Source organism: Nostoc sphaeroides, from assembly GCF_003443655.1.
Classification (GTDB): domain Bacteria; phylum Cyanobacteriota; class Cyanobacteriia; order Cyanobacteriales; family Nostocaceae; genus Nostoc; species Nostoc sphaeroides.
Map to the genome: position 1 here is coordinate 5030170 of NZ_CP031941.1, position 17328 is coordinate 5047497.

20 protein-coding genes and 1 pseudogene are annotated in these 17328 nt (G+C 41.1%); 10 read left to right on the forward strand and 11 right to left on the reverse strand.

Translation table 11 applies throughout. The features are described from left to right. Positions 1–109 precede the first annotated feature (109 nt). Together D1367_RS22335 and D1367_RS22340 are read left to right on the forward strand one after the other, a co-directional pair. Complete coding sequence (locus tag D1367_RS22335) at positions 110–1522, forward strand: 16S rRNA (cytosine(967)-C(5))-methyltransferase (RefSeq protein ID WP_118168302.1); 1413 nt, start codon at positions 110–112, stop codon at positions 1520–1522. A gap of 57 nt (positions 1523–1579) precedes the next feature. Beyond that, positions 1580–2002, forward strand: a complete 423-nt coding sequence (locus tag D1367_RS22340; RefSeq protein ID WP_118168303.1) for a tellurite resistance TerB family protein — start codon at positions 1580–1582, stop codon at positions 2000–2002. Between the two features lie 40 nt (positions 2003–2042). Here D1367_RS22340 and psb35 read toward each other — a convergent pair whose 3' ends face one another. Next, the gene (gene psb35 / locus D1367_RS22345; protein WP_118168304.1) at positions 2043–2270 is read right to left on the reverse strand and encodes a photosystem II assembly protein Psb35; all 228 of its coding nucleotides are present in this window, start codon (positions 2268–2270) and stop codon (positions 2043–2045) included. Between the two features lie 351 nt (positions 2271–2621). Continuing rightward, positions 2622–4957 (reverse strand): annotated as a pseudogene (locus D1367_RS22350) (transglycosylase domain-containing protein). Between the two features lie 23 nt (positions 4958–4980). Here D1367_RS22350 and D1367_RS31130 point away from each other — a divergent pair. The 5 genes from D1367_RS31130 (at position 4981) to D1367_RS22370 (ending at position 8041) form a co-directional block, all read left to right on the forward strand. After that, entirely contained in the window at positions 4981–5151 is a 171-nt protein-coding gene (locus tag D1367_RS31130) for a hypothetical protein (RefSeq protein ID WP_181984924.1), read from the forward strand. Positions 5152–5272: 121 nt separating this feature from the next. Beyond that, the gene (gene folK, locus D1367_RS22355) at positions 5273–5845 is read left to right on the forward strand and encodes a 2-amino-4-hydroxy-6-hydroxymethyldihydropteridine diphosphokinase (RefSeq protein WP_267255628.1); all 573 of its coding nucleotides are present in this window, start codon (positions 5273–5275) and stop codon (positions 5843–5845) included. Between the two features lie 68 nt (positions 5846–5913). After that, positions 5914–6462, forward strand: a complete 549-nt coding sequence (locus D1367_RS22360) for an NUDIX hydrolase (RefSeq protein ID WP_118168305.1) — start codon at positions 5914–5916, stop codon at positions 6460–6462. Positions 6463–6469: 7 nt separating this feature from the next. Continuing rightward, positions 6470–6658, forward strand: coding sequence for an ADP-ribosylglycohydrolase family protein (locus D1367_RS22365; RefSeq protein ID WP_228674773.1), 189 nt, complete (start codon positions 6470–6472; stop codon positions 6656–6658). Between the two features lie 573 nt (positions 6659–7231). Next, complete coding sequence (locus D1367_RS22370) at positions 7232–8041, forward strand: prohibitin family protein (RefSeq protein ID WP_118168306.1); 810 nt, start codon at positions 7232–7234, stop codon at positions 8039–8041. A 100-nt stretch (positions 8042–8141) separates the two neighbouring features. Here D1367_RS22370 and D1367_RS22375 read toward each other — a convergent pair whose 3' ends face one another. Beyond that, complete coding sequence (locus tag D1367_RS22375) at positions 8142–8603, reverse strand: DUF7980 family protein (RefSeq protein ID WP_118168307.1); 462 nt, start codon at positions 8601–8603, stop codon at positions 8142–8144. 388 nt (positions 8604–8991) lie between these two features. On the opposite strand from D1367_RS22375, the gene D1367_RS31135 reads away from it, so the two are divergent. Then, positions 8992–9138 (forward strand): hypothetical protein, encoded by a 147-nt coding sequence (locus tag D1367_RS31135; RefSeq protein ID WP_181984925.1) that lies wholly within the window; start codon positions 8992–8994, stop codon positions 9136–9138. Between the two features lie 7 nt (positions 9139–9145). Continuing rightward, entirely contained in the window at positions 9146–9418 is a 273-nt protein-coding gene (locus D1367_RS22380; RefSeq protein ID WP_225892175.1) for a hypothetical protein, read from the forward strand. 63 nt (positions 9419–9481) lie between these two features. On the opposite strand, the gene D1367_RS22385 is transcribed toward D1367_RS22380, so the two are convergent. From D1367_RS22385 to D1367_RS22400, 4 genes are all read right to left on the reverse strand, one after another. Then, a complete protein-coding gene (locus D1367_RS22385; protein ID WP_118168309.1) occupies positions 9482–10057 on the reverse strand; it encodes a DUF1634 domain-containing protein in 576 nt (191 codons plus the stop codon). 1 nt (position 10058) lies between these two features. Then, positions 10059–10895 (reverse strand): sulfite exporter TauE/SafE family protein, encoded by an 837-nt coding sequence (locus tag D1367_RS22390; protein WP_118168310.1) that lies wholly within the window; start codon positions 10893–10895, stop codon positions 10059–10061. A 429-nt stretch (positions 10896–11324) separates the two neighbouring features. Beyond that, positions 11325–12092: a phosphatase PAP2 family protein gene (locus D1367_RS22395; protein ID WP_118168311.1), complete on the reverse strand. Its 768-nt coding sequence runs from the start codon at positions 12090–12092 to the stop codon at positions 11325–11327. A gap of 93 nt (positions 12093–12185) precedes the next feature. Next, on the reverse strand, positions 12186–13427 hold the full coding sequence (locus D1367_RS22400) for a hypothetical protein (protein WP_118168312.1): 1242 nt from the start codon (positions 13425–13427) through the stop codon (positions 12186–12188). A gap of 417 nt (positions 13428–13844) precedes the next feature. Here D1367_RS22400 and D1367_RS22405 point away from each other — a divergent pair, with 417 nt between their 5' ends. Next, positions 13845–14036, forward strand: coding sequence for a hypothetical protein (locus D1367_RS22405; RefSeq protein WP_118168313.1), 192 nt, complete (start codon positions 13845–13847; stop codon positions 14034–14036). Between the two features lie 69 nt (positions 14037–14105). Here the strand turns inward: D1367_RS22405 and D1367_RS22410 are convergent, their stop codons facing one another. From D1367_RS22410 to D1367_RS22425, 4 genes are all read right to left on the reverse strand, one after another. Further along, a complete protein-coding gene (locus D1367_RS22410) occupies positions 14106–14840 on the reverse strand; it encodes a glutathione peroxidase (protein ID WP_118168314.1) in 735 nt (244 codons plus the stop codon). 77 nt (positions 14841–14917) lie between these two features. After that, positions 14918–15868, reverse strand: coding sequence for an alpha/beta fold hydrolase (locus D1367_RS22415; protein ID WP_118168315.1), 951 nt, complete (start codon positions 15866–15868; stop codon positions 14918–14920). Positions 15869–15890: 22 nt separating this feature from the next. Continuing rightward, the gene (locus D1367_RS22420; RefSeq protein WP_118168316.1) at positions 15891–16712 is read right to left on the reverse strand and encodes an SDR family oxidoreductase; all 822 of its coding nucleotides are present in this window, start codon (positions 16710–16712) and stop codon (positions 15891–15893) included. 129 nt (positions 16713–16841) lie between these two features. Beyond that, a complete protein-coding gene (locus D1367_RS22425) occupies positions 16842–17327 on the reverse strand; it encodes a glutathione peroxidase (protein ID WP_118168317.1) in 486 nt (161 codons plus the stop codon). Between the last annotated feature and the right edge of the window lies 1 nt (position 17328).

Sequence of the window (17328 nt, forward strand, 5' to 3'; positions counted from 1 at the left end):
TGGGAGTTGGGAGTTGGGAGTTGGGAGTTGGGAGTTGGGAGTTGGGAGTTGGGAGTTGGGAGTTGGGAGTTAGAATACAAAAGCCTTCTGACTCCTGAATCATTTTTCCATGACAAACCCCCGTCAACTAGCTTTTATCGCCCTACGAGATGTTCACAAGGGGGCTTATGCTGATGTTGCCCTAGATAGAGTGCTGCAAAAAGTTAATTTGGCTGATTGCGATCGCCGCTTGCTGACAGAATTGGTTTATGGGAGTGTCAGAAGGCAGCGCACTCTTGATACTCTCATCGATCAACTCGCCAAAAAGAAATCTCACCAACAACCACAAGACCTTCGCACCATCTTACATCTAGGCTTCTATCAACTGCGCTATCAAGAGCGGATTCCCCCCTCAGCTGCTGTTAATACCACCGTCCAACTCGCTAAAGAAAACGGTTTTTCTGGACTTACAGGTTTTGTTAACGGTCTATTACGCCAGTATCTTAGAAAAGCAGGGGGGCAGGGGAGCAGAGGGGCAGAGGAGAAAAACTCATTCTTACTCCCCCATTCCCCACTCCCCTATTTCGATTCTTTACAACTTCCCGAAAACCCAGTGGAACGCTTGGGTATTTTACACAGCTTTCCTGACTGGATTATTCAAGTTTGGTTAGAACAACTGGGTTTGGCCCAGACAGAACAATTGTGTGAATGGATGAACCAATCACCAACAATTGACTTGCGTATCAACCCCCTTCGCACTTCCATCGAAGAAGTTGAGGCGGCTTTGCAATCTGCTGGTATTTTGGTGAGACGGATTCCTCATTTACCCCAAGCTTTACGATTGATTGGTAATAGTGGGTCAATTCAAAAAATACCTGGTTTCAAAGAAGGGTGGTGGACTGTACAAGATAGTAGCGCCCAATTGGTAAGTCATTTGCTCGACCCCCAACCTGGTGAGGTGGTAATTGATGCCTGTGCTGCACCAGGGGGTAAAACAACCCACATCGCTGAGTTAATGGCAGATAAGGGAAAAATTTGGGCTTGCGATCGCACTCCTTCTCGTCTTCGCAAACTCCAAGAAAATTCTCAACGGCTAAATTTACAATCTATTCAAATTTGCACTGGTGACAGTCGCCACTTCAACCAATTTCAAAACACCGCAGACCGTGTATTATTGGATGCTCCATGTTCTGGACTAGGAACCATGCACCGTCATGCTGATGCTCGTTGGCGACAGACACCAGAATCTGTCCGCGAACTTTCGGATCTGCAAAAAGAATTATTAACACATACATCAACTTTTGTCAAAGCTGGTGGTGTATTAGTTTATGCCACTTGTACATTGCATCCAGCAGAAAATGAAGAAGTAATTTCGGCATTTTTAGCCAAGTCACCCGATTGGCAAATTGAGTCTCCAAACAGCGTTGAGGTGCCTGCTTCTGCATATAGCACCCCTCAAGGTTGGTTTAAAGTCTGGCCCCATAGACAAGACATGGATGGCTTTTTTATGGTGCGCTTAAGAAAAACCAATAATTCCGAGTGAATACTGTTTGGGATTGTACGATTTGGTGGTGGCCTGAATCTACCAGAGGAGGCAGCAATGGTTACCCCTTCCAATGTCAAAAACTTAGTTAAAATCCTGATTGGAGCCGCCTGGATCGATGGCAGAATCCAACCAGAAGAACGGCAATATCTCCGCGAAATAGCTCAAGCAAAAGGTTTAGCTAGCGATCCAGAAATTAAGCCTTGGCTATACGAATTAGTTCCTGTACAGCCAAAAGAATGCTATGACTGGGTGCGGGAGTATTTAGGCGATCGCCCCAGCCATGAAGATTGTGAAAATCTGATTGAAGCAATTAGTGGCTTAATTTATAGCGATGGCGAAGTTGCCGTCGAAGAAGCCAGACTCTTGACGGAATTACAGGATATAGCGAAGCCGAATGATTCAACTCAACCGGCTCACACTGCACTTCTCAAACAAATTCAAAAGCTTTACCGTCGTTGGGTTGACGTGCAAAACTAATCATAGTCAAAAGTCCATAGTCTAATAACTAATGACTAAATTATGGCTTCGGATCACCCAGACCCGGAGTTTCTTCTTTTTCAACCTTAGGCACAAAATCAGGACGCTCTTTGCTTTCCCAACCTGCGGGGCGTTTTGAGTTGTACCAAGCTATTGAACCAATGGTTACAGCAGCAATAAAACCAACGACATACACCAAGGTGAAAGCAAAAGGAAAATGAGTCCCATTTGTTGCGATTGAATCTGCTGCCTGCATCAATATATGCATGAGTATATTCTCCAATGTTAAGTAACACTACTTGACACACTATAGAATGAGCGTATCACTTAACATCCCTCTGGAGTTTAGTTTCAGCAACTTCATATTGCATAGAAAATAGGATGGGGGGCAGAGGGCAGGGGGTAGGGGGCGGGGGGCAGGGGTGAGAATAACTCCTAACTCCTAACTCCTAACTCCTAACTCCTAACTCCTAACTCCTAACTCCTAACTCCTAACTCCTAACTCCTAACTCCTAACTCCTAACTCCTAACTCCTAACTCCTAACTCCTAACTCCTAACTCCTAACTCCTAACTCCTAACTCCTAACTCAGCACTCTTTTGCCCAATGCCCACTCTTCATTAGTTAGAAGGTCTAAGTTTATCCCGCCAGGATGGTTGTGATGATGAAGAACCGGAAGAACCGGAATTATTTGCGGGAGAGGAAGATCGCCGACTTCTTCGAGGCGCGGGAGAAGAATCAGATTCTACTCTTCTAGAGCGCCGCCGCCGTGAAGTAGATGACTCTGAAGAAGAGTTAGTGGAAGTTGATTCTTGAGTGCGATCGCGTCTTCTCCGTCTTGGGGTATAATCGCTTGATTGCTGTTCTTCTTGAGAATACCTCCTCCTCCTACGTCTCCTAGATGAACCACTCTCCTCAGAATTTCTAGCACTTTCTGCTTCTGAGTCATCATTAGAGGAAATAGAACGATTTAGCACTTGCTTGGGCTTGATAGCCTGTGCTTTAATAGTGCCTTTACGACCTTCTAACTTGGGACGTTTGGGAAACTTTTCTACCGGCATCCCTTCTGCCGCTTTTTCCATAAATTCGTGCCAGGTGTAAGCAGCACTACCACTACTGCCGTATGTCGGGCGGTTATTATCGTTACCTAGCCAAACCCCTGTCACCATCTGGGGAATGTAGCCAATAAACCATAAATCACGGGCTTCGTCGGAAGTGCCGGTTTTGCCTGCAACTGGTCTATTACCTAATTGAGCAGCCGCACCAGTTCCCGCTTCTACAACGTTGCGTAACATCCAACTCATGATGGCGGCACTGTCAGCGTCAAGAACCCGTTGTGGCTTGAAATTAGCTGACCAGATCACCTTGCCTTGGCGGTTGAGGATGCGAGTAATACCATGAGGTTCTGTGTGCAATCCCTGAGTTGCAAAGCTGCCATAGGCGCTAGTCAATTCCAACAGATTAACTTCATTTGAGCCAAGAGCCAAGGAATAGGTGGGCTTGAGTTCAGATTTTATTCCCATATCATGGGCAAGTTTAATCGTTGGCGTAAATCCTACATCAATCAACACCTTCACCGCAATAATATTAATAGAGCGGGTGAGGGCGTCTCGGATGTTCATGGAACCCCGAAACCTTTCACTATAGTTTTTCGGTTCGTAGCCATCTACGACAAAAGGCGCATCTTCATAGCTATCATAGGGGCTTTTACCGCTAGCGATCGCAGTGGCATATACAAACCCTTTAAATGTCGATCCTGGCTGCCGTTGTGCCTGAGTAACCCGATTAAACTGGTTTTTACCAAAGTCTTTTCCCCCAACCATTGCCTTAATTTCACCACTGCGGGGGTCAATTGCTACCATTGCTCCTTGTTTAAAGTTCTCCCAGCGTCCTTGATTTCGCAGCGTTTTGGCAACCGCCTCTTCTGCGACTTTCTGCCAAGTCGGGTTTAGCGTAGTTTCTACTACTAATCCCTCACTTTTTAGCACGTTAGCAGAAACATACTTCGGCAATTCTTTTTGAATGTAGCTGGTAAAGTAGGGTGATTCTACTTCCAGTCGCTTGGGTAAACTGGTTTTGAGAGTCAGTGGTTCTTGGACTGCTGCCTGCTTTTGTTCTGGCGTAATTATTTTATCTTCTTGCATCCGTAGCAATACCAAGTCCCGCCGCCGTTTCGCAGCTTCGGGATTCTTGTCTGGAGCGTATAAGCTAGGAGCAGGTGCTAATCCAGCAATCGTTGCCATTTCGGCTAAAGAAAGCTGGTCTGGCGTTTTACTAAAGTATACTCTTGATGCATCTGCCACACCATAAGCTCCACCTCCCAAATAAACCAGATTTAGGTAGCGCTCTAAAATCTGATCTTTGGTTAATTCATTCTCCATTTTTTGTGCTAGGCGGATTTCCTTGAGTTTGCGCCAGATTGTCTGTTCTTGCTTCAAAAACAGAATCCGCGCTAGCTGTTGGGTGATAGTGCTAGCACCTTCAACCACACCTTGCGATCGCAAATTATTCAAACCGGCTCTAGCAATCCCTTGAGGATCAAATCCGTTGTGTTGCTTAAATCTTCTATCTTCTGAGGCGATGAAAGCTTTTTTTAAATTATCTGGTATTTGTTCCAGCTTTAGCTGTTCTCTGCCCGTTTCACCTTGTTGTTGTAATATAGTTCCATCAGCAGCTTTGATCGTCAGTGTTTGCTCTCTAACCACGGCATTCAACTGTGCCTGATCTGGCAAAGTTCGATCTATTAAACTGATGCCGTAGATTAAGGCAACTATCCCACCACCTACACCCAAGCCTGCCCAAAACCAGATGCGACGATAGAGTGGTTTACCACGAGTTGCCTGATTGGACTTCATCCTAGATGGTAAAATTTTCATTTGCTAAGTAACTGCCTCGCCTGCGCCAGATGTGCTGGTGGTAAGCTCTCATAAAAATACTGGTAACTCTGGAAACTCAGTGTCTTTAGACCTGAGAGGAAACATGCCTCAAGCGACTTTAGTCGCGGTGACAATTAGTCCGGTAGAGCGTTTAATTAGCCGGACTTTGTTCTTGCTGAATTGTCCCAATCTTTTCCAGCTAGCATCAGATACAGAAATCTGTTTTTCGCTACCATTAATCAGCTTTGGGATTATAGCACTACCTCTGTGTTAGTATAATATCCTATAAATAATTAACTAAATTCACTATAAAAAAATAATGTTTTTTAGATTTGGTTAATTGAGCTTTGTAAAAAAAATTGCAACTTTGATAATTATTCGGAATATAAAAATTATTGGCATTTTCTGGAACAGGTATACCGAAGTATCCCCAAAGACAGCCCGAACCCAGCTTACTTAAGGCGAACGACGCCAAAGCAGAGCTAAGAAGAAGCGCCGTTGCTCTTGGTAGTAATATCGGCGATTCACAAACAATTTTAGAAGCAGCTATAGAGATTTTAGCTAAAACGCCAGGTATTTTCTTAGAAGCCAGATCCAATTGGTACCAAACTAAAGCTGTCGGGCCACCACAGCCAGATTACCTAAATGGCTGCGTCACATTGCAGGTAGAAATCACAGCCCAGCAGTTATTAGAAATTTTGTTAGGAATTGAACAACAATTTGGGCGTGTGCGTCAGGAACGCTGGGGGCCACGAATCCTAGATTTGGATTTGTTACTATTTGATGACATTATTCTGGATACACCAAATCTCCAGATTCCGCATCCCAGAATGCGGGATCGGGCCTTTGTGTTAGTACCACTGGCAGAAATTGCCCCAGATTGGATAGAACCAGTATCCGGGTATGTTATTAAAGAACTGCTGAAAGAGGTAGACTGTTCTGATGTACATTTATTGATGGGCAATTAAAAATACCATCCTTAAACGCAGAAGAACGCTGATTTCACCTCTGTATTCACAGATAATCAGATTTTATTATGCCATTAGGTAGAGAATTACCACAACTACTAAGACAACGCCTGTTTTATAAAGGACGCAAATTTGATTTTGAAGTTAATCGCTTGCGTTTGCCTAATAAATCAGAAGGAGAATGGGAATGTATTCGTCACCCTGGTGGCGCTTTAGCTGTGCCGATAACGCCAGAGGGTAAACTTGTACTCGTGCGCCAGTATCGTTTTGCAATTCAGGGACGGATATTAGAATTTCCGGCGGGAACTGTGGAAGCAGGTGAAGAACCTTTAGAGACGATACAGCGTGAGATTGAAGAAGAAACTGGCTATAGTGCCAAAAAATGGGACAAATTAGGCGAATTTTTCTTAGCTCCCGGCTATTCTGATGAAATTATCTATGCTTTTCTGGCGCGAGACTTGGAAAAGCTGGAAACACCACCACCACAAGATGGAGACGAGGATATCGAAACTGTGTTTTTGACTCCTGAAGAATTAGAGAAAGCGATTCTGGAGGGAGAATCGGTAGATGCTAAATCAGTTTCTAGCTTTTTTCTGGCGCGTCGATTTTTAATTTAGTACCAATATGCTGCTAGAGTTAGCGATGCCTACGGCGGGCTACGCCTACGCAGATGCTTACGGTGCAGGCTTTGAATATGCTGACAAGATAATCGTTAACAATGATTTGAGTCGATACCTGGAACATGCGCGTTTTCGACTCAATCCTGGCAGCTACACCGACGACACACACATCGCAATAAGTTTTAGCCGATAGTTTTGTGACAGCTTTCAAACGCGATGAGAGAAAAGGTTATTCTCGAAGCTTCCACCATTTTCTGGGATAAATTCAAGATGGGGAAGAGTTTTTAACGAAAATTAACCCTGACATTGGAGTTATTTTTTAGGCAAAACCTACGCAGTCTTATCTGGAGAGTGATCTAAACCGAGGGCAAACTTACCTTTTTAAATACTACGGTTTTTCTATGTCATTAGAGTAATTTATGTAAAAATAAAGCTACTCTAACCTTTACTATAGTGATTCTCATTTGAATGAGGTATACGGCATTGCCCATTGTTGTCAAGTTAAGCTAAAACCCCTTTTAAACCTCGTTTCCAGCCAGAGGCTGGAAATGCTGTTCATTGCGGCTCTGCCGCCAGTAAGGTAGGCGGAGCCTCAATTAGGGGCATTCCCAGTCGGAGACTGGGAACGAGGTAAATACTGATTTGTTACCTTGGCTAGAGTGATATGAAAATTGACTTAGAGGCAAAGTTATAAGAGGATGACGGGAAGAAGCTTACAACTCCTAAATATGTGTCTCTATCCAAGACGCATAGATGTTTCACACAGATGAAAAAAAATCCAACTTTTAACAGTGCCGGTAAACTGACTGCTCTTTTGTTCCTGATAACTCTCTTTCTCACGCCTTGTGTGATTGTAAATGCAGGTGAACGTGGTGTATTGATGAAATTTGGTGAAGTACAAAACCAGATATTAGGTGAAGGACTTCACTTAATTATTCCTGTAGTTAATACTGTGAAAAAGTTGAGTATTCGAGTCCAAAAGCAGGAAATTTCGGCTGAGGCTTCTTCCAAAGATTTACAAAATGTTTTTACTGATGTTGCTCTAAATTGGCATATTATTCCCCAGCAAGCAAATGCCATTTTTCAAGAAATTGGAGATGAACAAGATGTAGTTATTCGCATTATTAATCCAGCAGTTGAGGAAGTACTAAAAGCAGTAATGGCAAAATATACTGCTGAAGAAATTATTACTAAACGAGGAGAAGTCAAAGGTGGAGTAGATGATGCTTTGTCCACACGCCTGGGTAACTATCACGTTGCAGTTGATGATATTTCTCTAGTTCATGTCCATTTTTCAGAAAGATTTGGTGAGGCGGTGGAGGCGAAGCAGATTGCTGAACAAGAAGCAAAGCAAGCAGAGTTTATCGCCTTAAAAGCAACAAAAGAGGCTGAAGCAAAAGTTAATTTAGCAAAAGGAGAGGCTGAAGCGCACAGATTATTACGTGATGGTTTAACTCCCGAAATTCTGCAAAGGCAAGCAATAGAAAAATGGAATGGGAAGCTACCATTAATTGTCAGTAAGGAGGCTCCAAAATTGTTTAATTTAAGTGAAATTTTAAAATTTGATAAAAATTGATATTCTTCTTAATGATTTGCTCTCTACTGAGAGGATCAGATCCCCGACTTCTTGAAGAAGTCGGGGATCTGTTTGTTATGTAGAAACGCGATCAACTAAATTAACCGTTGGCAAATAAAATGGGAGAATCGAGAATCTTCAACTGGATCAATAGTATAATCAAGACGGTATAAGCTGTTGAAGAAATTAGACCACTGATTAATTCTTTTTTCAGGTTATGCTCTTGAGGTTCTTTTTGAAAAATGTCTTTAGAACCGAATTGCATCAAGAGAATTCCCACAATATTAGAGAGCCAATATCCGATAATTGAACAAGGTAAAAGTAATTTTGGGGAAAGTAAACTACATGCATACCCAAAACCATAAGCTATTGGCAAATTAAATAGTAAGTCATTCCACCAACATAGTGGTGACAATAAATATCCCAGTACTAGAAAAAATCCACCTCTGAGTTTTTTGAAAATGTCTTTTTTGAACTCTTTTGGAGTTGGCTGTTGTAAGTCCTCCAGAGTTGTGTCTCCTGCTACATTCAACTCTTGGCTGACGTTTTGGACGCTTTCCATAAAAACCCACTATTCTTATCGACTTAGTGTAGTTTAATATATAAACTAAACCAAAGTCTAGTACCGCAAGGCGGAAGTCACGCATTAACGCATTCACGCATTCAATACAGCGTAAGAGTTTCGTTGATTTGGAATGGGTGGTTTATTTACGCCGTGCTGTTTAGCGCTGATTTAGATCAGAGATGCATGAGTGCGACGCCGTAAGCGTTGCGTTAGCGAGTCCGCGAGCGTCATAGCCCGTCGTAGACATCGCATCTTGCAAAATCTGAGTTTGTTCTTTGGTATCTAAGCTAAATATAACGATTTAAACGCAATTGAGACAATCACCGCTATTTCTCGCTCAATAGGTTTCAAAATCAAAATATATCTATAGAAATTATAGCAGACGATGAGATCCAACACCGATACTGCAATAGCTAAAGCCTCTTTAGACTGGGGTAAGTCGATGTTGAGTAGCAAAATTTTTATTTTGCATATAGCCGGGGCAGAAATTTTAATTAATAATAGCTACAATAAAATTACTGAGGCATCTTAATAGGAAAATGACAGATTTAACTCCAAATAGCACCTTTTTAATAGCAGGAATTGTTTTTATAACGATTGCTGTCATTGGGCAATCTAAATTAGGTTTTATTGAAATTAATCCCGGTTTTTTTGGCAGATTTTTAGCTCTATTTATTGGGATTTCGAGCTTATTATATGCTTTGGGATTATTTAATATTTCAACGGTAAGTTTTGACTTCTTAAAAACTTCTCTTTTAGAACAAATTAAACAGAGTATAAGTTCAATAAATGACCTTTTACAAGGCTCGTAATAGGTCTAATAAATGAACTTTTGGTAAGGGTAAAAGGTTGATTTTACCCTTTTTTTAATATTCTTAATAATATGCTCCTACAAGACTGTAAATCAGACTAGTCATTACTAATAAAGTAACAATGACATAGATAAATTCTCGCTGTATTAGGAAAGCCAATAAGGAAATAAAAACGCGGACAATTGGAGTAGCAATTAGCAGTAAAAGTCCGAGTTGAATAATGGCGCGTAGGCGTAGCCCGTCGTAGGCATCGCTACCTGAAAAAACTGCTTTTACTACACCTGTTGGTGAGCGAAATTCCGATGGTTCTCCCCGAAAAAAGTGATATTCAGCAGGTTCAGCACCGTGATGAATCAAGTAGAGTATACCCCCCAGTAAAACGACAGCACTAGCTATTAAAACGCCATATTTCATAAGATTACTGAGCAAATATTCCAATTGCTGCTCACTTGATGTTTTTGTCAAATTCTTGTTAACATCAATGTCACAGCTATTAGGCAATTGTGCTACTGTGTTACTGGGCTGTTCTAATTGTTCGATATTAGAGTCTATATCTTTCTTCGGTAAGGTTAGTGTAACCACTTCAATATCAGGTTGTGCCAGGAATGTCCAGCGAAAGCTACTATTAAATTTATACATTTTAAAGCCCCCCTATTAAACTGTTGTAGACCATTTTCAAAGCCATTACCACTAGCACAACACTGAAGATAATTCTCAAAATTTGCGTTTTCGCGCCTGTCAAAATTCGTGCGCCCAAGAAAGCACCAGGTAATACCCCCAACATCACCGGCATAGATAATCCTGGATCGATATAGCCGCGTGCTAGGTAAACTCCAGCTGATGCTGCTGCTGTGACGCCGATCATAAAATTGCTAGTGGTGGTAGAAACTTTGAAGGGTAAACGCATGGCTTGATCCATCGCCAATACCTTGAATCCACCAGAACCAATACCAAGCAACCCAGAAAGCACCCCAGCTATTAACATCATTCCAAATCCCATTGGTACTGAATGAACTTGATAAGACATTACTCCATCAGGAGTTGGATAAGTACCATTCAGTTTCAGATAATTTGCGATCGCATCTGGTACTTCATCTTCAATATGTTCTATTCTGGGTCGTTGTGAAAGGTATGCTGAATAAATGAGGACGATCGCTAGTACAATAGTTAGGGCTTTGACAGAAACAAAAGTTGCGATTATTGCTCCTGCGATCGCACCAATGGTTGTGGCTACTTCTAAAAACATTCCCAATCGCAAATTGGTATAGCCTTTTTTAATATAGGTAGATGCTGCACCCAAAGAAGTAGCGATTACAGATACTAGTGAGGCACCAACAGCATAGCGAATATCAACGCCAAATACCGAAGTTAATAAGGGAACAATTACTACTCCACCTCCTAACCCAGTTAGCGCCCCTAACAAGCCAGCGCTAAATGAACCAATCCAAATTAGGAATGAAAATTCTAAAATAGTCAAATTTAATACCTCTTTTTTTTACATGTATATCAAGATGGCAGAATATTTTTTGTATTATTGAGAACTTACCCGAACGGATCACAAGAGATTGTAGACGCATGAGTAATCAATGCATCTACCAAGAAAGCCAGGGCTATTTTATTCTCATCTAGCCCGCCTCAGAATGAATTCTGAGTCTAATAGCACTCATTCGTCTAAAGACGACTAAGAAAAGGTAGCCGTTTCAAGGTGGGCGAAAATTTTAGTATATAAATTCTTCTTTAACCTCTTCTCTCTGTGCTATGTGCGCCTCTACGGTTAAATAAATCACTTTTAAACCGCAGAGGCACAGAGAGCGCTGAGAAAAACAATCTTATTTTACCAGTCAGGCTATTAAGAAAAGGTTATAGTGCGTCAGCCTAAACAATAAGCCTTTAAGCGGACATAATATTACTCCTTGGTGATCAACTCTTTTTCTTCAGGGAGTAAGGTAGTTTCATCTTTAGGGCGATCGCCATCTAATGATTTGGCTATAGTTTTATAGGGTTTAATAATTAGACTGACGCCAATTGTCCAACCTAATGCAACCATCCAACCCGCGAGAACGTCACTGGGAAAATGTACCCCCAGATAGAGACGACACCACCCAATAGCTATTATGTATAAGCTGCCGAAGATCAGAACCAACCAGCGCCAGGAGCTATCCCAAGTTAAGAATAGCAAAATTGCTACTACAGTTATACTCGCCATAGCATGACCACTGGGAAAGGCAAAACTAGACTCAGGTGCAATGGACTGCCACAATTGTGGACGCACTCGATGCATTAATTCCTTTGCTGTGCGGTTGATGATCACACTTCCTGCTGAGACGGTGAGTAAATAAGCTAGCGATCGCCAGCGTTTTTGAAGTAATAATATAAGTGCGATCGCACCTAAAATCGGTATCGCCGCCCAAGGCTCTCCAATTCTCGCTAGCGTCACGGCTAAAACATCAAGCTGTGGGTTTGCTGTAGAATGAACTGCTAACAGAATAGGCACATCCCACGGGAAGCCAGCTTTATTCTCCCATATCTTGACTGTCAGAATTTCAAAAATCTGCAAAGGTAAGTATACTCCTATCAACAGGAGTAGGAGCGATCGCCAACGGGCAATCAACAAGTTTTTGAGAAAAGAAAGAGGCGACTGACTCTCTATATTGGCTTTTTTCACTTTTTCCATATTAAGTTTGTTGTCATCAATTAACGTAGAAGTTGTTTATCCATGTCATCTATCAGGAGATAGTTTTTGTCAAAAGTTTCATGACTTCACCGATTACAAAATACTCGTATTTTGAGAAGCTCCACAATGTTTACAATAGGGCAAATGTTTATAAGTCAGATTATGACAGTTTTGACATTCAATATCTTGATAATAACCACAGTGCGGACAGTAGATATCAAGTTGTCGAATTTTCTTGGCGCAATTTACACAACGTGATTTTTGGACTCTGCTAGCTGCCTGGACTTTAACATTAAATACAACTTTTTGAAAAAACTGGATAATTCCAAAACCGATAATTGGAATTAACAAAATATAAGCATAATTGATCAGGAAAAGTAAACCACCAAAAAGGGCGCTAATAATATCGAAGAGAAATTTAAATATTGCCCCGATTTGAAGAAATTCAAATATTTTAACGATTAGTGGGATAAAAAAGATGACTAGCAAATGCCAGCTAATTAGCGAGATCAGTCCAAATCCTCTTCTTTGGGCAAATTTGTTAACTGATAAAGCAATGACAATCAACGGTAAAAGAAAGAGGGACTGAAAAGCAAGCTGAATACTTGGATACCAAAATGATGCCTGCTGATAGCCTTTGTCAACTTCTCGGAATTGATTATCATCTTTAAGAAAGGCTATAAAACTAATACTTTCTGGTTTGGTAAGCAGTTCATTTTTAAGAGTAGAATTTTCTTGTTTAAGGGTAGAAATTTGGCGATTATTTTGTTCTAATGTCTGTTTAGCTTTTTCAGCACTGACTTGATTAATTGATTGTTCACGACCCTGACCTGCAATTTTTTCTAATAACGTTGAGTCATATTGTGCTTTAATAGTGCGATTTGCTTGTTCAAGCGAACTGATTTTCGCTTGTTTCTGATCAATAGTTTTGATGATTTGCTGCTTGTCAGGATTGTTAATTTTATCTTTGTAGTCGGCATATTGCAAACACGTTTTAGAAACCTTACCCAGATGTCCTGCTTCGGCTTGTTGATAGTTTCGTTGAAAACTGAGTTGATTATTCAGATTATCTGGCAATGAAAGTTTAACAATTTCATAATCTTTATCTTGAGTGGTTTTTGTCCGGTAATTTTGCCACTCTGAATAACATGGATAAGCCTCAGTCGGGCTGATATGCCATCTACTAATATCATCGAGTCCGGTAAAAACATTAATCAAAATAAAGATATCAATTAAAATAATGACAATCAAACTTACTTTATTCAGTGGTTCGTTGTTGATTGTCCTTGAGTTACTAAAAAATTGGTTTAAAATTCGACGGATTCTAGCAAACATATTGTATTTTGATTGAAGAAGAATTCAGAAGTCAGAAGTCAGAATCAACACGACCCTACAAGAATTTGATTTAATGCGACTATGCTATTTAGATGTTTTCAGTTTAACCACGAAAACATCCAAAAAATCACTGATGTTATAAAAGTAATATTTTTACAGAATATAAGGTGATAACTACTTAATTTCAAGAAGTATGGGATTGATTGTGGTGGTTCTGATCATCAGCTTATCACTTGCCTTAATCAAACTGTGGTCATCTCAACCACGGGGCAAGGGTTCTAAGCCAATACGGTTCAGTTAAGGAAAATTGTAGGTTGGGTTGAGCGACAGCGAAACCCAACAAACCCGCCAAATGTTGGGTTTCGTTCCTCAACCCAACCTACGTGTATCAAGGTTTTTGGCTTTAACTGAAACGTATTGGGTTCTAAGCCATACTTCAGTAACCCGAAAAACAGAAAACTGCAAAAACGTTTACTGATTTTACTTAACGGTGATGCGACAACAGCCGAACGATTACTCAAACAGCAGCGCCAGAGGCATCAGGGTGAATCGGATGAATGGTATTTGGAGAAAGTGATTTATGATTTAGAACGCGATCGCCGTTGCTAAAACTCAATCATCCAAGGGCGATCTTTGAATACGTTGTAGGGACGCACATCTGTGCGCCCCTAGTGAAAACTATTTAGCAGTGAAGTAGGCTTCTAATGCCTCAGAACCACCAATTAATTTACCATCGATAAACACTTGGGGAACTGTTGTCGCACCGGTAACTGCTTTTAACGACCGTGTGGTGATATCCTTACCCAAGGTAATTTCTTCGTAGTTAATGCCATGTTCCTTGAGCATCGCCTTAGCACGGGCACAGAAGGGACAACCGACTTTGGCAAACAGAGAAACTACTTCGGGCTTCACTGCTTGGGGGTTGATGTATCTAAGCATTGTTTCAGCATCGGATACCTTAAAGGGATCTCCTGGCTCGTCTGGCTCAATAAACATTTGGTTAATTACACCATCTCTTACCAGCATAGAATAGCGCCACGATCGCTTTCCAAATCCCAAGTCTGATTTATCTACCAGCATCCCCATTCCTTCAGTAAATTCACCATTACCATCGGGAATAAGTGTAACATTTTCTGCTTCTTGATCCTTTGCCCATTCGTTCATTACAAAGGCATCATTGACAGAAATACAGATAATGTCATCAACTCCATTTTCTTTGAAAACCCCGGACAATTCGTTATAACCAGGGAGATGAGTTGATGAACAAGTCGGTGTATAAGCACCTGGTAAGGAGAAGACGACCACTGTCTTATTAGCAAACAATTGATCGGTTGTCACATCTACCCACTGGTTGTCCACACGAGTATGAAAAGTGACACTAGGAACTCTTTCTCCTCGACGATTGGGAAACATAATTTTGCTTGCCTTTAGTAATCAATTCCAGTCATAACCTATCATGGCAAGTCTGGTATGATGTCACTATCAATCAGCTAAAAAACTTCATTAATAAATGGAGCGATCGCTGCTATAAATTCAGCAGTTGATTCATAGGGTAAAACATTACGCCCATTTATTTTTATACCTCGACCTTGAGGCAAACAGGTGAGGTAGTGGGCCAAGCGTTCGTCTGGCGTTTCTTCTTTACCTTTTTGACTAATACTCGATGCAGTCTCCCCCATAACCACTAATGTTGGTTGTTGAATAGAGGCGATAGAACTAGTATAATCCTGTCGCCAAAACCCTGCTAAAAAAGAAAACACTGCATGACGACTAGCAGGATTTTCTGCACCTGCAACCAATGTATTCAACCACTCTGCATCCACAGCATTCTCAGAAGCAAAAAGTTGACGAGTCGAGAAAGAATGTAAAAACTTTCGGGTGCGTGCATAGCGATAAAAAGCACTCCCAAAAGGCGAATCAAACAGATTCCAAGCAAGTTTTTGCCGCCATTCTGGTGATTTATTTGTCATCAAAGCCCAGGTTGGAGGCCCAGAGAGTACAAGTTTAGCAATTAAGTTTGATTGCTTTTCGACTAATGCGATGCCTGCGGCGGGCAAAGCCAACGCAATTGGTAATAAAGCACCTTGTACTATTACAATCACAGGTTTTTGCACTACTGTTTGTAAAAAGTACTGCAACTGTTCTGCCCAATCACTAGGAGTGTAAGCCACATGAGGCATATCACTTTCACCACATCCTAATAAATCAGGGTTGTAAATTAAATTACGCTGACCTGTATTATACCATTCCCGGCAAAATCGCTGCCAAAATTGCCGCGACAATCCAACACCAATAGGATGAATTAACAGTAAGGGAATGCCCTCTGGTGTTGTGTTAGTTGGTTGATGAACTTCGTAGGCGCAACGATAATTTTGCCAACTGTAAAACTGGCTAGGAGATGCTGTCAAATTGGTTGTGTTAGTTACAGTAGATGGTTGCATAATTCCTAGTTTTTAATACTTGCTAAAAAATTATCTGGGGATGAATTAACTGGTATCCTGCCTCTTTCAGCTTTTCATTGGATACCCAAGCATTATATGGGCGGGTACTCTTAATAGAAGTATCCCATATAACTTTGGGCAAATTATGTTTTTCAAATAGGCTATCTAGCAATTCTCGGCTGGTAAGATGTGCATCATCTACCAGATTATAAATCCCTTGCAACCGACGGTGACGGGCAAATTCTATCGCACCAACAATATCATCCAGGTGAATCCAATTTGTGATATCCTCGCCGCCGGGACGGGTTGTAGCAGAACATCTGTTAAATATTTTCAACAGTTCTCTACCAGGGCCATAAATTCCTCCTAAGCGAAAGATACAAACGCGGAGATTTTCGCTAGATGCTGATAGCAGCACATCCTCTGTTTTTCGGAGAATTTGTGCATTTAAATTAGCGGGTGCAAGTGGTGTTTCTTCATCTACCCATACACCATTTCTGTCACCATACACTGCATAGCTACCTGTGTATATTAATTGTTTTACACTCGGAACCTGCTGTAAGGATGAAACTAAAGTTTGGGCAGTTTGTAGATAAGTTTCTTCATAAACTTCCGCACCTTTTGCACCAACGCTCAAAACTACAACATCTTGATCGTGCAAAACTGATTTTAGACTATCTAAGTCATTACCACGGGTAACTACAACTCTTTCGCATACTGATTTTAGTGCAGGGACACGCTCAGAGGAAGTTGTGGTTACACTGACAACAAAATCTTCCTTTTCCTGCCAATATTGAGCAACCTTATAACCAACATAACCACAACCAATGATTGCAACATTCATGACAAATTAGACACAAATAACTTAAACTATTCATTGAGACAATATTCTCAATTAAGGGACTGGACGTAAATAAATTTAACACTCCAGAGCCAAAAATCAATACCAATAGTACAACCTAATGACTAATGACTATTTAGCTAATTCTTTCTCAATTATGGCAATTATTTCTGGTGAATTTGGCTGGACACTACTATTAAATCTAGCTATCACTTCACCTTGTTTATTAACTAAAAATTTTTCAAAGTTCCAAGCAACAGTTCCCGTTGGCTCAACGGCTTTGGTAAGTCTCTCATAAAGTGGATGCTGCTGCGAGCCTTTGGCATGAACTTTATCGAATAGTTCAAAGGTAACATTATATTTACTCGTGCAGAATTTCACAATCTCTTCATTGCTTCCTGGTTCCTGCGCTCCAAAATCGTTACAGGGGAACCCCAAAATACGTAACCCTGCTTCCCCATACTTTTGGTTCAATTTTTCTAGTCCCTCGTATTGAGAAGTATAACCGCAGTAGGATGCCACATTCACAATTAAGAGTACCTTGCCGGTATACTCGTTTAATTGTTTATCTTCACCGTTGATCGTCTTAACTGCAATGTCCGAAATTGTCTTACTCATC